This window comes from Pararhodobacter zhoushanensis (assembly GCF_003990445.1).
GTDB classification, from domain to species: Bacteria; Pseudomonadota; Alphaproteobacteria; order Rhodobacterales; family Rhodobacteraceae; genus Pararhodobacter; species Pararhodobacter zhoushanensis.
On sequence record NZ_REEZ01000004.1, the window covers coordinates 1 to 12,419 of the forward strand.

Consider the following 12,419-nt stretch of genomic DNA (forward strand, 5'->3'; position numbering starts at 1 on the left):
AGGTGTTCCTCTCGGCCATCGCCCTCGCTGCGACCGTTCTCTTCTGGCTTTGAAAATCAATGAGTCTGGAACCTAGGCATTCGCGGGTTTGCAATTGTAGTGTCTCGGAGCTTTAAGAAGCTCGAAGACAAAATGCCAAGCCTTGTGGCGGAAATGCGAGACGATATAGCTGGCGCGCCATTCACTCGTGAATTCATCATTGGATCCAAGAACTGGTCTTACAATGGCGACCCAGAGAAACCCATTTTCTCTTATTATTTCGAAGACCATGACAACTTAAAGTCGATGCTTAAAGTTATGCAAAATTATGACGCGATCATTGAAACCACCTACAACAATACCGACCGATTTGAGTTTACAGAAGATTTCGCAGAATATCTCCTGTTGCCCGTTTGACTCTTTCAATCAAGGTTCACATTCGAGCTGAGTTGCCAGTGCTCTGTTTTGTGTTTCCTAAGAGCGGACTTTAGCTACACTGCAGAAAATAGGTAAAGTGCGCTCGAAGCGGCCGTTCGCTGCGATCTGCGCCAAGGTCCGGCTCTTCATTTTGGGGCAGTTGATGACGTAAAGGCCCGTTTCGTCTGACGTCTGGCACATCGCGGCCTCCGGTCTGCGCAGGAGAGCACCGGCGGCGGCCACAGGTCTCCACGAGCCGTGTCGCAGACGGCCTATGCGTCCCAGGCCACCGGCATCCTGAGCGGCCCCCGGAAGGCCCAGCCGCCGAAGGGCGTCTCGCCGTCCAGCCGCAGGCCCGGCAGCCGCTCGAAGATCATCGGCATGGCCACCTCGGCGATCAGGCAGCGCGAGGCCCAGGCCCCGGCGCAGAAATGCGGCCCGGCACCAAAGGCGACCGAAGGCCCGGCGTCCTGCGTCAGGTCGAACACATCGGGGCGGGCAAAGACGTTTTCATCCCGGTTGCCGGATGAGAACATCAGGAACACGCGGTCTTCGGGCTCGAACTGCACGCCGTGCAGGGTATAGGGCTGCGCCACGCGGCGGGGCGACATGGCGACGGGGGCGATCCAGCGGGCGTATTCCTCGAAGGCAGCCAGCCAGGTGACCTGACCGGATTGCACGAGCGCCAGTTGGTCAGGGTGGGTCAGCATCGCCCATGTCAGGCCCGCGATCACATCGCGCGGCTCGTTCTGCCCGCCCGAGATCGCCAGTTTCACATTGGCGCGGATTGAGGCCTCGCTCAGACCGGCCTGCATCTGCACCGAGAGCAACGAGGCATCCGGGTTGTCGCGCAGCACCGGCATGCGCTCATCGATATAGCGGTCGATCGCGGCGGTGCAGTCGTTGCAGCGCGCCTCAACCGCCGGATCGCCCGCATAGTTGGAGATGCCATCCATCATCCCCTGACTGACGCGGTCCATTTCCTGCCACGAGATCTGCGTCAGGCCGGTGATCACCTTGAGCGCCTCACCGGAAATGCGCGTGGCAATGTCGCGCAGCATGTCGGCGCGGGTCTGGGGGCGCAGTTCGACAAGGATTTCGGCGGTGAAGCTCTGGAATTGCGCTTTCCACGTATCGCGGACGGTGCGCGGTGAGACGGTGGGGAAGATCGCCTTGCGCTCGATGCTATGCGCCTCGCCATCCTTGCGCATCATGTTCTGGCCCATGAGCACGCTCATCAGCCCGCCGGGCTGGTCGGACGAGAAGATGTCGATCTTCTTTTCATTGATGAAGATGTCGTCGCGCCGGGTCAGCAGCGTTGCCCCCAGTTGCGGGACATAGGCGACCGGGGCCTGCGCGCGCATGCGTTTGAGGGTGGGATAGGGATCAGCCCAGAACGCTTTGAGGTCGATGTCGAAGACGGGTGCGGTCGACATGGTTTCCTCCCAGCGTCGTGGCGGGGGTATCTGACCGGCGCGGCGTTGCGCTGTCAACACGCTGGTAGGTTGGGTGCGCAGGGCCTAGGCTTTGGGAGGAATGGTGAAGTGGAGAGTGCAATGGTGTCGGTGGTCATGCTGGGGGCGAGTGGTGCGGTGGGTGCCGCGGCCTTGCGGACGCTCAAGGCGATGCCGCAAGTGGCGCGGGTCACGCTGCTGAGCCGCCGGGCGACGGGGCTGGCGGGCGGGAAGGTGGCCGAGCAGGTGGTCGATGTGGCCGATCCAGCCAGCTATGCCGCGCATCTGGTCGGGCATGAGGCGGCGCTCTGCACGCTGGGGGTGGGCGAGCCGTCGAAGGCGTCGCGGGAGGAATTCACGCGGGTGGACCACGATATTCCGCTGGCCTTCGGGCAGGCCTGCCGTGACGCCGGGGTGGCGCATTTCGGGCTTCTGGCGGCAGTGGGCAGCGATTCCGGCTCGCGCATCTTTTATGCCCGCACGAAGGGGCAGCTTGAGGACGGGTTGCGGGGCATGGGTTTTGCGCGGCTGAGCCTGTTCCATCCCAGCATGATCCTGACGCCCCAGAACCGCTATGGCGCGTCGCAGGCGCTGATGCTGGCGGTGTGGCCGTAGCTGAAACCGCTGCTGGCCGGGGGGCTGCGCAAGTATCGCGGGATCAGGGTTGAGGATCTGGGGGCCGCGATGGCGCGCGATGTGTTGCGGGGCGGCGCGGGGGTTCAGGTGCTGGAATGGGATGCGATCATGGCACTGGCGGGCACATAGCAAAACGCGCCCCGGTTGGGGGGCGCGTTTCGGTCGTTTTTTAGGGCGATCAGGCCAGCGAAGAGTCGATGCCTTTGCAGGCCTCGACGAGGCCCTTCACGGCGTCGACCGACTTGTCGAACATGGCTTGCTCGTCAGCGTTCATCTTGATGTCGACGATACGCTCGACACCACCGGCACCGATGATCGTGGGCACGCCGACGTAGAAGCCGTTCAGACCCAGCGCGCCGTCAACCCAGGCAGCGCAGGGCAGCAGACGCTTCTGGTCCTTGAGATACGCTTCGGCCATCTCGATCGCCGAGGTGGCGGGCGCGTAGAAGGCCGAGCCGGTTTTCAAGAGGCCAACGATCTCGGCGCCGCCGTCACGGGTGCGCTGGACGATGGCGTCCAGACGCTCTTGCGTGGTCCAGCCCATCTCGATCAGGTCGGGCAGCGGGATACCGGCAACGGTCGAATAGCGCACCAGCGGCACCATCGTGTCGCCGTGGCCACCGAGCACAAAGGCGGTGACGTCGCGCATCGAGACGTTGAACTCGCTCGCCAGGAAGTGACGGAAGCGGGCCGAGTCGAGCACGCCGGCCATGCCGACGACTTTCTCGGCGGGCAGGCCCGAGAACTGCTGCAGCGCCCAGACCATCGCGTCCAGCGGGTTGGTGATGCAGATCACGAAGGCGTCGGGGGCGTGGGCCTTGATGCCTTCGCCGACCGATTTCATCACCTTCAGGTTGATGCCCAGCAGGTCATCGCGCGACATGCCCGGCTTGCGCGGGACACCGGCGGTGACGATGCAGACGTCGGCGCCAGCGATATCAGCGTAATCGTTGGTGCCCTTGAAGCTGCCGTCGAACCCTTCCGACGGGCCGCTCTCGGCAATATCGAGCGCCTTGCCCTGCGGGGTGCCCTCGGAAATGTCGAACAGGACGACGTCCCCGAGTTCCTTGATCGCGGCGAGATGGGCGAGCGTGCCGCCGATCTGACCCGCGCCGATCAGCGCGATTTTGGGTCTGGCCATGGGTATCTCCGGTCAGGTTGTTGGTTGGCGACCTGACTAAGACCTCCAATGCCGTCACGCAAGCCTCGCGGCGGTGCAGCACGATAGATTATGACGCTGTTATCGCTGCCAGCGACGCATTCTGACCTTTGTGTCGCATTACGCCGGTGCGCCGCGCGCCGGCTGCAGGCCCTGGGTCGCGGTGAACCCGTTGCCATTGGCCAGAAGGCACGAACGCCCGTCCGGCAGGTTCAGCACGAGGGTCCAGGTGCCCGACTCGGCGGCAAAAAGATCAATCGTTGCGCCGCGCGCGGCCTGACCGGTGGCGAGTCGCTCTTCGCCGCGCTGGTCGATGACAAGGCTGAGCACCCTTTCGCGCGCCGAACAGGGAAGTTGCTGGGCGCTGGCGACGGCGGGGAAAAGGAGCAGGGCGGCAAGGGCAAGGCGAAGCATGGGACGACCTTTCAACGGGGGACAGGGGTCACAGCCTGCGCGTGAAGTGTCTAAAATCCGTTGAAAGCAGCGGTCTCTCTGCGGTGCAGAAATTTAACACTTGCCCTTTGTGTCCGAATTTGGTGCTTTGCGCGCAATATTGTTTCACGGGAGAGAATCATGGACAGCCGCCCGTTCCGCTCGGCCCTCTATATACCCGGCTCGAAAGAGCGGGCTCTGGACAAGGCCCGCTCGCTGGCCGCCGACGCGATCATCTTCGATCTGGAAGACGCTGTCGCGATCGAGGAAAAGGCCAATGCGCGCGAGCTGCTGGCCAACACGCTGGCCTCTGCCGATTACGGCCCGCGGGCCAAGCTGGTGCGCATTAACGGATTCGATACGGATTGGGGCGATGCTGATCTGGAGGTGATCGCGCTGGCCCGGCCTGAGGCTGTGCTGTTGCCCAAGGTGAACTCGGCCAGCGACATTCAGGCACTGGCCGCCAAGCTGGAGGGACGGGCCGATACGTCAGAGACGACAATCTGGGCCATGATGGAGACGCCGCTGGGTATCCTGAACGCGCAGGAAATTGCCGCCGCGCCGCGTATGGCGGGGTTTGTCATGGGCACCAACGATCTGGCCAAGGAGCTGAACTGCCGGTTCCGCGCCGACCGTCTGCCGCTGCAATATGCCCTGCAAACCTGCCTGATGGCCGCCCGCGCCGCCGGGATCGTGGCGATTGATGGCGTCTATAATGCGTTCAAGGATGACGCGGGCCTGCGTGCCGAATGCGAACAGGGCCGTGATCTGGGCTTTGACGGCAAAACCCTGATCCACCCGGCGCAGCTGGACGTGGCGAACGCGGTGTTTGCGCCCGATGAAGCGGCGATTGATCTGGCCCGCCGCCAGATCGCCGCCTTTGACGAGGCGACGGCCAAAGGGCTGGGCGTTGCCGTTGTGGATGGCAAGATCGTCGAGAACCTGCATATTGTGACCGCACGCGGCGTGCTGGCGCGCGCCGACGCAATCTTGCAGTTACAAAAGGCGATGAGTTGATGGGCTATCTCTTACTGATCCTGGGGCTGCTGGCCTGGTCGGTCCCGCATCTGTGGAAACGCTTCGCCCCGGCGCACCGCGCCTCGATGGGCGACAAGGGCAAGCTGGTGGTGACGGTTGCCTCGTTCGTCGGCATCGCGCTGATGGTGGTGGGCTATCGCATGGCCCCGGTCGACCCGATCTGGCCGGAATCGCGCAGCATGGTGCCCGTGAACAACCTGCTGATGCTGCTGGCGGTCTATCTGTTCGCGGCCTCTGGCATGAAAACCGTGGTGACGCGCTATGTCCGCCACCCGCAATTGTGGGGCGTGCGGCTGTGGGCACTGGCGCATTTGATGGTGAACGGCGATCTGGCCTCACTCATCCTGTTCGCCGGGTTGTTCATCTGGGCGCAGGTCGAGGTGGCGTTCATCAATCGGGCAGACCCGGTCTGGGTCAAGCCGACGGGTCCGGCGAATGTCGGCAAGGAAATCGGCGCGGTCGTCGGGGCCGTGCTGGTGATGGGCGCGGTGGGCTATGTCCACATTCTGCTTGGCTACAATCCATTCGGGTGATGCGATGAAACTCTACCGTTTGCTGACCGAGGACGACACGTCGGTGTTTTGCCACAAGGTGACGGCCGCCCTGAACAAGGGGTGGGAGCTGCACGGCTCGCCCTCTTATGCGTTCGACGCTGGGAAGGGCGTGATGCGCTGCGCGCAGGCCGTGGTGAAAGAGGCGCCGGGGACGTACACGCCCGAGACCAAGCTGGGCGAGCACTGAGGGCGCGGCCGGGGGGCTGCTCGCCCCCCGGACCCCCTCGCCCAAGGGGGGGAGCACGCTCCCCCCTTGGGGAACCCCCCGTGAGTATTTAGGACAAGATGATGGGCACTGTATGAAGACGACTGCGGGCCGGTTTTTTGAGGATTATTCTGTCGGTCAGGTGATCCGCCACGCTGTGCCACGCACGCTGTCGGGGGGGGAGCGGGCGCTGTATCATGCTTTGTACCCGGCACGCGGGGCCCTCTATTCGTCGGATGAATTTGCGCAGGCATGTGGGCTGCCGAGCAGTCCGCTGGACGATCTGATCGTGTTCCATACGGTCTTTGGCAAGACGGTCCCCGATGTCAGCCTGAACGCCATCGCCAATCTGGGCTATGCCGAGGGGCGGTTTCTGGCGCCGGTCTATGCGGGCGATACGCTCAGCTCGCAGTCCGAGGTGATCGGGCTGAAGCAGAACTCGAACGGCAAATCGGGCGTGGTTTATGTGCGCACGACGGGCACCAACCAGCGTGGCCAGCCAGTGCTCTCCTATGTGCGCTGGGTGATGGTACGCAAAAGGGACATCGACGCGCCCGCGCCGGTGACACTGGTGCCGGAGCTGGCGACGGTGGTGGCGCCCGGCGATCTGGTGGTGCCGGAGGGGCTGCATTTCGACAGCTATGATGCCGGGCTGGCGGGCGAGCCGTATCGGTTGGGCGATTACACCGTCGGTGAGGTGATCGAGCATGTCGATGGCGTCACCGTGGAAGAGGCCGAACATATGCTGGCCACGCGGCTGTGGCAGAACACGGCGAAGGTGCATTTCGACGCGACCTTCCGTCCGGACGGCCAGCGGCTGATTTACGGCGGGCATGTCATCAGCCTTGCGCGGGCGCTCAGTTTCAACGGCTTGGCCAATGCGCAGATGATCGTGGCGATCAACGGCGGGGCGCATGTGAACCCGTGTTTCGCGGGCATGACAGTGCGCGCGTGGTCGCAAGTTCTGGACAAGGCCGAGACCGGCGTGCCCGGCGTTGGCGCAATCCGGTTGCGGCTGGTGGCGACCAGCGGAACGGGGTCTGTGCTGCGTGGTGAGGACGGGAAATATGCGCCCGACGTGCTGCTGGACCTCGATTACTGGGCGTTGATGCCGCTTTGAGCCGCGCGCGGCGACAGGCCATCATCTTGTGATCACGCTTTTTCCGAGTGTGATCACATTAACAGATTTTTTTCACCCTTGCGTGAGTTTCAGACAAGTTTCGTTTAAAGCTTGCGTGACTCGGGTGAAAAATCCGCTATTGAAACGGCAAGCCAGCCGGCCCAAGGGATCCATCTCGGGGCCGGACGCGCCAAGAGAGAGGGACCATCATGGCTGACGTGAACCGGGGCAACCGGCCGCTTTCCCCGCACCTGCAGGTTTATCGCCTTCCGCTTGTTGCTATCATCTCCATCATGACCCGGATCACCGGCGTCGGCATGGTATTGTCGAGCATCTTTGTCGTGTGGTGGTTCGTTGCCGGTGCCTATTCGCCCGACTACTTCGCCACGGCGGACTGGTTGCTGAGCAGCTGGATCGGCAAGCTGGTGCTGATCGTCTCGCTTTGGGCGCTGTGGTTCCACTTTGCCAACGGCATCCGGCACTTTTTCTTCGACCTTGGTAAAGGGTTGGAGCTGCCCAGCGTGCAACGGTCAAACTGGTATGTGATCGGCGCCTCGGTGGTGCTGACCGTCCTGACCCTGTTTCTGGTGTGACGGAGCGCAAAATGAGCTATAAAACCGACTATCAGAATGTCGAAGGCCTGGGCAGCGCCGGTGAAGGCGTCCAGCACTTCTGGATCCAGCGCCTGACGGCGATCGCGCTGGTGCCGCTGGCCATCCTGTTCGTGATCCCCTTCGGCCAGGCCCTTGGTGGCGGCTACGAGGCGCTGATCGCGACCTACGGCCAGTTCGGCCATGCCGTAACGGCGATGCTGTTCATCGCGGTTGCGTGCTGGCACTTCACCATCGGGCTGCAAGCGGTCATCGAAGATTATACCGCTGGCTTCACGCGTCTGGTCTGGCTGATCGCGTCCAAACTGTTTGGCGCGGTTCTGGGCGTCAGCGGCGTCGTCGCCATCGCCACCATCCTGTTCCGCGCCTGAGGACGAACCGATGTCTGCATATGAAATCCAAGAACACACCTATGACGTTGTCGTGGTCGGCGCCGGTGGCGCGGGTCTGCGCGCGACGCTGGGCATGGCCGAACAGGGACTGAAAACCGCCTGTATCACCAAGGTCTTCCCGACCCGCTCGCATACCGTGGCCGCACAGGGCGGCATCGCTGCCAGCCTTGGCAACATGGGCCCGGACAGCTGGCAGTGGCACATGTACGACACCGTCAAAGGGTCGGACTGGCTGGGCGATACCGACGCGATGGAATATCTGGCGCGCTCTGCCCCCAAGGCCGTGTATGAGCTGGAGCATTACGGCGTGCCCTTCTCTCGGACCGAGGAAGGCAAGATCTATCAGCGCCCCTTCGGTGGCCACACCACCGAATATGGTGAAGGCCCGCCCGTGCAGCGCACCTGCGCCGCGGCAGACCGCACCGGCCACGCCATTCTGCACACGCTTTATGGCCGCTCGCTGAAAGAAAAAGCGCAGTTTTACATCGAATACTTCGCAACCGATCTTCTGATGTCGGAAGACGGGGAATGCACCGGCGTTCTGGCGTGGAAACTGGATGACGGCACGCTGCACCAGTTCAACGCCAAGATGGTCGTGCTGGCCACCGGCGGGTATGGCCGCGCCTATTTCAGCGCGACCTCGGCCCATACCTGCACCGGCGACGGGAACGGCATGGTCGCCCGCGCGGGTCTGCCGCTGCAGGACATGGAGTTCGTGCAGTTCCACCCGACCGGGATTTACGGCGCAGGCTGCCTGATCACCGAGGGTGCGCGCGGCGAAGGCGGGTATCTGACCAACTCGGAAGGCGAGCGCTTCATGGAACGCTACGCGCCGACGTATAAAGACCTCGCCTCGCGCGATGTGGTCTCGCGCTGCATGACGATGGAGATCCGTGAAGGCCGCGGTGTTGGTCCGAACAAGGACCACATCCACCTGCACCTGAACCACCTGCCGCCCGAAACGCTGCATCTGCGCCTGCCGGGCATCTCGGAATCCGCGCGGATCTTTGCGGGCGTGGACCTGAACAAGGAACCGATCCCGGTTCTGCCGACGGTTCACTACAACATGGGCGGCATCCCCACCAACTATTGGGGCGAGGTGCTGAACCCGACCGCTGAGAACCCGACCCGCACTGCGCCCGGCCTGATGGCTGTCGGTGAGGCCGGATGCGCCTCGGTCCATGGCGCGAACCGTCTGGGTTCGAACTCGCTGATCGACCTCGTGGTGTTTGGTCGCGCGGCTGCAATTCGTGCGGGTCAGATCATCGACCCGGCCTCGGCCAACCGCGACACGTCGAAAGCGGCGGTTGAAGCCGCGGTTGACCGCTTTGACCGGCTGCGCAATGCCAATGGGTCCACCCCGACGGCCGAGCTGCGTCTGGAAATGCAAAAGACGATGCAGGCCGACGCCGCCGTGTTCCGCACCGACAAGACGCTGGGCGAAGGCGTCGAGAAGATGAAAGCGGTCGCGGGCAAGATGGCCGACATCAAGGTTACCGACCGCTCGCTGGTCTGGAACAGCGACCTGATGGAAACGCTCGAGCTGGAAAACCTGATGCCCTGCGCGCTGGCCACCATCGTTGGTGCAGAGGCCCGCAAGGAATCGCGCGGCGCCCATGCACACGAGGATTACCCGAACCGCGACGACGAGAACTGGCGCAAGCACACGCTCTCGTGGGTCGATGGCAATCAGGTACGCCTCGATTATCGCCCTGTCGTTCTCGATCCGCTGACCGCGGAAGCCGACGGCGGAATCGAACTCAAGAAAATCGCGCCCAAAGCGCGCGTTTACTGAGCGGGGACAGGCAGATGGTACAACTCACTCTTCCCAAGAACTCGAAAATCCGCACCGGCAAGACCTGGCCCAAACCGGCGGGCGCGACCAAGTTGCGGACCTTCCGCATCTATCGCTGGTCGCCCGATGACGGGGAAAACCCGCGCGTCGACACCTATTTCGTCGATATGGACAGCTGCGGGCCGATGGTTCTGGACGCGCTGATCAAGATCAAGAACGAGATCGACCCGACGCTGACCTTCCGCCGGTCTTGCCGTGAGGGGATCTGCGGATCCTGCGCGATGAACATCGACGGTCGCAACACGCTGGCCTGCATCTTTGGCATGGATGAGGTCAAGGGCGACGTGAAGATCTATCCGCTGCCGCATATGCCGGTGGTCAAGGATCTGATCCCGGATCTGACGCATTTCTACGCGCAGCACGAATCGATCATGCCGTGGCTGGAAACCAAGACCAACACGCCGGCCAAAGAGTGGAAGCAGTCGATTGAGGACCGCTCGAAGCTCGACGGTCTGTATGAATGCGTGATGTGCGCCTGCTGTTCGACGTCCTGCCCCAGCTACTGGTGGAACGGCGACCGCTATCTGGGCCCGGCCGCGTTGTTGCACGCCTACCGCTGGATCATCGATTCGCGCGATGAGATCACCGGCCAGCGTCTGGACGAGCTGCACGATCCGTTCAAGCTGTATCGCTGCCACACGATCATGAACTGCACTTCGACGTGCCCCAAAGGGTTGAACCCCGCCAAGGCAATCGCCGAGATCAAGAAGATGATGGTCGAGCGGGTCGTCTGACCGGATTTGTCGCATCGCCAGAAGGGCCGCAGATTTCTGCGGCCCTTCTGTTTTGTCCCCTGCACGCGTTCCCGACGTCGGTCTGGCGGCCAGCAGCTTCCAGGCGTCAGCGGCGCAAAGGCATCGGCCTTCCGGATCCAATGGCTTGCGACGCCCGGTGGTTGTGCCCGCAGGCTTTACCGCCCCAGCAACCTGCGCAACGACGATTGCCCTTGCTGCAATAGCATCAAGGCCCCGGAACTGGCCGTCTCGGCCTGAATTTGCTGAACCTGCTCGGACAGGAAGAAGCGGCGGGTCAACGTTTCGACCGCCTCGGGGTCATCGAACTGGGCGATGCTGTCCGAGCCCATCAACCGCTCTGTCCGGTCTTTGAGGATATCGACCTGCCGGTCGATATCCAGCGTGCCGAATCCGTCGGGCAGAAGATAGGCGGTTTCGAACACCGCGCGCAGACTTGGGGTGCCAAGCACCGTGTACCATCGTGCAGCTTCGCTGATGTCTTGCGCCGCAAGCGCCGGCAAATCCCGCTCGAGCGCCAGAGCAAGGCGCATGGATTCACTTTGCTCGCCAACCGCCTGCTCGAACGATCGATCACGGAAGTCACCGAGAAGTTTCTCGGCGAAACCGTCGAACTGATTCCAGCTGAGATAGGTATCACCAAACCCAAAGGCGACATTCAGTTGCTTGTAGCGCTTGTCAGCCAGGCGATTGACGAAGCTACCGTCTTCCTTGGCAGGGCTTTCCAGTACCTTTTGAATATAGGCCCGGTTTGGCAGGTCATCCTGCAGGCCGAATGCCGTAAGCGCGACACTCAGCAAGCGCCGGTCCTTTACCAGATCTTCGGCGCTGGTGATGGATTGGATCCTCTCGCGGAAATAGGCTTCATCGCGTTGGGCGGCGGGGGCGGCGGTGAGCGCCGCCTCCTGTTGGTCACGGGTGCGCTGCAAAAAGCGCCACCCCACATAGCCGTCAAGCGGCAGGATCGGTTGAAAGCTCATTGTCGTGCCGCCGCCATAAGCCGGTCTTCGCGCGGCAAGAGAGCCCGCAAATGCCGCATCGCCGGATAAAAATCGCGCGCGAGCACGGATTGGGTCGCGCGATCCAGAAGTTGGCGGCTGTCGAAATCGGTCAACACCTGGCTGAGCTGTTCGATCCCGCGCAACAATTGCGGGCTTGCCTGTTCGGGATCGGTATCACCGCTGAGCACCAACTGCGCGATATAGGCCACGCGGCGCACCGGCGTGACCACTTCACCGGGATGAATCGCGTCCCGCAGCCGCAGGATATTGGCGTTGGGCGTGACAATCGACAACCGGCTGCGGCGCTCACCATTTTCAATGACTGCGCCGTTGATCAACACCCGTTCGCGCGGTGCCAGTTTCAGGATCAACCCGCTCATGCTGTACGCCCTCCTGGCCGCAAGCCGCGCATGACGGCGGTGTTGATGTCGACCAGAACATCTGCCGACGCACTGCCAGACAAGACCTGCAGGGTGTGCCGCAAGGTGAACTCGGCGAGATAGAACATTCGTGCCCTGAGATCGGCCGGAAACGCGTTTTCGGGGTGGGCCAGATCGGCGGCAAAGGCGGCCCACAGGCGGCGATTATCGTTCAACGCCTCGGTCAGGGCGGCACCGGTTCTGCCGCGGGCGTGCGGAATGTGGGTCTGTATACGGCCCGTGATCCGGGCCAGCACGTCATATTCGATATCACGCGGGGTTTTCAGCGCACGGGCGTGATGTCCATAGCTTGTGTGCGCATGGGCTGCGACGCTCATTTTGGGGCCTCATGGTGCGAATTCAGGGGCGGAGGGTGGGCCGGGCGCTGGTGCCCC

Annotated in this window: 16 protein-coding genes; 10 read left to right on the forward strand and 6 right to left on the reverse strand. The window is 62.8% G+C overall.

The genetic code is table 11. The annotated features are described in order from the left end of the window. Window positions 1–132 precede the first annotated feature (132 nt). Entirely contained in the window at window positions 133–396 is a 264-nt protein-coding gene (locus EAE28_RS10720) for a hypothetical protein (protein ID WP_127106023.1), read from the forward strand. A gap of 272 nt (window positions 397–668) precedes the next feature. Here the strand turns inward: EAE28_RS10720 and EAE28_RS10725 are convergent, their stop codons facing one another. Further along, the gene (locus EAE28_RS10725; protein ID WP_127106025.1) at window positions 669–1,832 is read right to left on the reverse strand and encodes a cytochrome P450; all 1,164 of its coding nucleotides are present in this window, start codon (window positions 1,830–1,832) and stop codon (window positions 669–671) included. 120 nt (window positions 1,833–1,952) lie between these two features. Here EAE28_RS10725 and EAE28_RS10730 point away from each other — a divergent pair, with 120 nt between their 5' ends. Then, window positions 1,953–2,465, forward strand: a complete 513-nt coding sequence (locus EAE28_RS10730) for a Rossmann-fold NAD(P)-binding domain-containing protein (protein WP_127106027.1) — start codon at window positions 1,953–1,955, stop codon at window positions 2,463–2,465. A gap of 199 nt (window positions 2,466–2,664) precedes the next feature. Here the strand turns inward: EAE28_RS10730 and mdh are convergent, their stop codons facing one another. Next, entirely contained in the window at window positions 2,665–3,627 is a 963-nt protein-coding gene (gene mdh / locus EAE28_RS10735; protein WP_127106029.1) for a malate dehydrogenase, read from the reverse strand. Between the two features lie 138 nt (window positions 3,628–3,765). Further along, the gene (locus tag EAE28_RS10740; RefSeq protein WP_127106031.1) at window positions 3,766–4,059 is read right to left on the reverse strand and encodes a hypothetical protein; all 294 of its coding nucleotides are present in this window, start codon (window positions 4,057–4,059) and stop codon (window positions 3,766–3,768) included. Window positions 4,060–4,218: 159 nt separating this feature from the next. Here EAE28_RS10740 and EAE28_RS10745 point away from each other — a divergent pair, with 159 nt between their 5' ends. From EAE28_RS10745 to EAE28_RS10780, 8 genes are all read left to right on the forward strand, one after another. Then, on the forward strand, window positions 4,219–5,094 hold the full coding sequence (locus tag EAE28_RS10745; protein ID WP_127106033.1) for an HpcH/HpaI aldolase/citrate lyase family protein: 876 nt from the start codon (window positions 4,219–4,221) through the stop codon (window positions 5,092–5,094). Beyond that, window positions 5,094–5,648, forward strand: a complete 555-nt coding sequence (locus EAE28_RS10750; RefSeq protein WP_127106035.1) for an NnrU family protein — start codon at window positions 5,094–5,096, stop codon at window positions 5,646–5,648. Before EAE28_RS10745 ends, EAE28_RS10750 begins: the two co-directional genes overlap by 1 nt. A 4-nt stretch (window positions 5,649–5,652) precedes the next feature. Continuing rightward, complete coding sequence (locus EAE28_RS10755) at window positions 5,653–5,856, forward strand: DUF1737 domain-containing protein (protein WP_127106037.1); 204 nt, start codon at window positions 5,653–5,655, stop codon at window positions 5,854–5,856. A 112-nt stretch (window positions 5,857–5,968) separates the two neighbouring features. Continuing rightward, on the forward strand, window positions 5,969–6,994 hold the full coding sequence (locus EAE28_RS10760; RefSeq protein WP_127106038.1) for a MaoC family dehydratase: 1,026 nt from the start codon (window positions 5,969–5,971) through the stop codon (window positions 6,992–6,994). Between the two features lie 209 nt (window positions 6,995–7,203). After that, complete coding sequence (sdhC, locus tag EAE28_RS10765) at window positions 7,204–7,587, forward strand: succinate dehydrogenase, cytochrome b556 subunit (protein WP_127106040.1); 384 nt, start codon at window positions 7,204–7,206, stop codon at window positions 7,585–7,587. A gap of 11 nt (window positions 7,588–7,598) precedes the next feature. After that, window positions 7,599–7,976: a succinate dehydrogenase, hydrophobic membrane anchor protein gene (sdhD, locus tag EAE28_RS10770; RefSeq protein WP_127106042.1), complete on the forward strand. Its 378-nt coding sequence runs from the start codon at window positions 7,599–7,601 to the stop codon at window positions 7,974–7,976. A 10-nt stretch (window positions 7,977–7,986) separates the two neighbouring features. Beyond that, window positions 7,987–9,792 carry a succinate dehydrogenase flavoprotein subunit gene (sdhA, locus tag EAE28_RS10775; RefSeq protein WP_127106044.1) on the forward strand — a complete coding sequence of 602 codons (1,806 nt, stop codon included), beginning with the start codon at window positions 7,987–7,989 and terminating at the stop codon, window positions 9,790–9,792. A 14-nt stretch (window positions 9,793–9,806) separates the two neighbouring features. Then, window positions 9,807–10,586 carry a succinate dehydrogenase iron-sulfur subunit gene (locus EAE28_RS10780; protein WP_127106046.1) on the forward strand — a complete coding sequence of 260 codons (780 nt, stop codon included), beginning with the start codon at window positions 9,807–9,809 and terminating at the stop codon, window positions 10,584–10,586. 176 nt (window positions 10,587–10,762) lie between these two features. Here EAE28_RS10780 and EAE28_RS10785 read toward each other — a convergent pair whose 3' ends face one another. The 3 genes from EAE28_RS10785 to flaF are packed head-to-tail and all read right to left on the reverse strand — an operon-like array spanning window position 10,763 to window position 12,362. Beyond that, window positions 10,763–11,584: a DUF1217 domain-containing protein gene (locus tag EAE28_RS10785; RefSeq protein ID WP_127106048.1), complete on the reverse strand. Its 822-nt coding sequence runs from the start codon at window positions 11,582–11,584 to the stop codon at window positions 10,763–10,765. After that, window positions 11,581–11,985, reverse strand: coding sequence for a flagellar biosynthesis repressor FlbT (gene flbT / locus EAE28_RS10790; RefSeq protein WP_127106050.1), 405 nt, complete (start codon window positions 11,983–11,985; stop codon window positions 11,581–11,583). Before flbT ends, EAE28_RS10785 begins: the two co-directional genes overlap by 4 nt. Further along, on the reverse strand, window positions 11,982–12,362 hold the full coding sequence (gene flaF, locus EAE28_RS10795) for a flagellar biosynthesis regulator FlaF (protein ID WP_127106052.1): 381 nt from the start codon (window positions 12,360–12,362) through the stop codon (window positions 11,982–11,984). Before flaF ends, flbT begins: the two co-directional genes overlap by 4 nt. Window positions 12,363–12,419 lie beyond the last annotated feature (57 nt).

What these genes read in the sequence shown, in the direction of transcription:
- EAE28_RS10740 (WP_127106031.1), bottom strand. Translation starts at nt 4,059, where the DNA reads ATGCTTCGCCTTGCCCTTGCCGCCCTGCTCCTTTTCCCCGCCGTCGCC.
- EAE28_RS10745 (WP_127106033.1), top strand. Translation starts at nt 4,219, where the DNA reads ATGGACAGCCGCCCGTTCCGCTCGGCCCTCTATATACCCGGCTCGAAA.
- flbT (WP_127106050.1), bottom strand. Translation starts at nt 11,985, where the DNA reads ATGAGCGGGTTGATCCTGAAACTGGCACCGCGCGAACGGGTGTTGATC.
- EAE28_RS10725 (WP_127106025.1), bottom strand. Translation starts at nt 1,832, where the DNA reads ATGTCGACCGCACCCGTCTTCGACATCGACCTCAAAGCGTTCTGGGCT.
- EAE28_RS10720 (WP_127106023.1), top strand. Translation starts at nt 133, where the DNA reads ATGCCAAGCCTTGTGGCGGAAATGCGAGACGATATAGCTGGCGCGCCA.
- flaF (WP_127106052.1), bottom strand. Translation starts at nt 12,362, where the DNA reads ATGAGCGTCGCAGCCCATGCGCACACAAGCTATGGACATCACGCCCGT.
- sdhD (WP_127106042.1), top strand. Translation starts at nt 7,599, where the DNA reads ATGAGCTATAAAACCGACTATCAGAATGTCGAAGGCCTGGGCAGCGCC.
- EAE28_RS10760 (WP_127106038.1), top strand. Translation starts at nt 5,969, where the DNA reads ATGAAGACGACTGCGGGCCGGTTTTTTGAGGATTATTCTGTCGGTCAG.
- EAE28_RS10755 (WP_127106037.1), top strand. Translation starts at nt 5,653, where the DNA reads ATGAAACTCTACCGTTTGCTGACCGAGGACGACACGTCGGTGTTTTGC.
- EAE28_RS10785 (WP_127106048.1), bottom strand. Translation starts at nt 11,584, where the DNA reads ATGAGCTTTCAACCGATCCTGCCGCTTGACGGCTATGTGGGGTGGCGC.
- EAE28_RS10780 (WP_127106046.1), top strand. Translation starts at nt 9,807, where the DNA reads ATGGTACAACTCACTCTTCCCAAGAACTCGAAAATCCGCACCGGCAAG.
- sdhC (WP_127106040.1), top strand. Translation starts at nt 7,204, where the DNA reads ATGGCTGACGTGAACCGGGGCAACCGGCCGCTTTCCCCGCACCTGCAG.
- sdhA (WP_127106044.1), top strand. Translation starts at nt 7,987, where the DNA reads ATGTCTGCATATGAAATCCAAGAACACACCTATGACGTTGTCGTGGTC.
- EAE28_RS10750 (WP_127106035.1), top strand. Translation starts at nt 5,094, where the DNA reads ATGGGCTATCTCTTACTGATCCTGGGGCTGCTGGCCTGGTCGGTCCCG.
- EAE28_RS10730 (WP_127106027.1), top strand. Translation starts at nt 1,953, where the DNA reads ATGGTGTCGGTGGTCATGCTGGGGGCGAGTGGTGCGGTGGGTGCCGCG.
- mdh (WP_127106029.1), bottom strand. Translation starts at nt 3,627, where the DNA reads ATGGCCAGACCCAAAATCGCGCTGATCGGCGCGGGTCAGATCGGCGGC.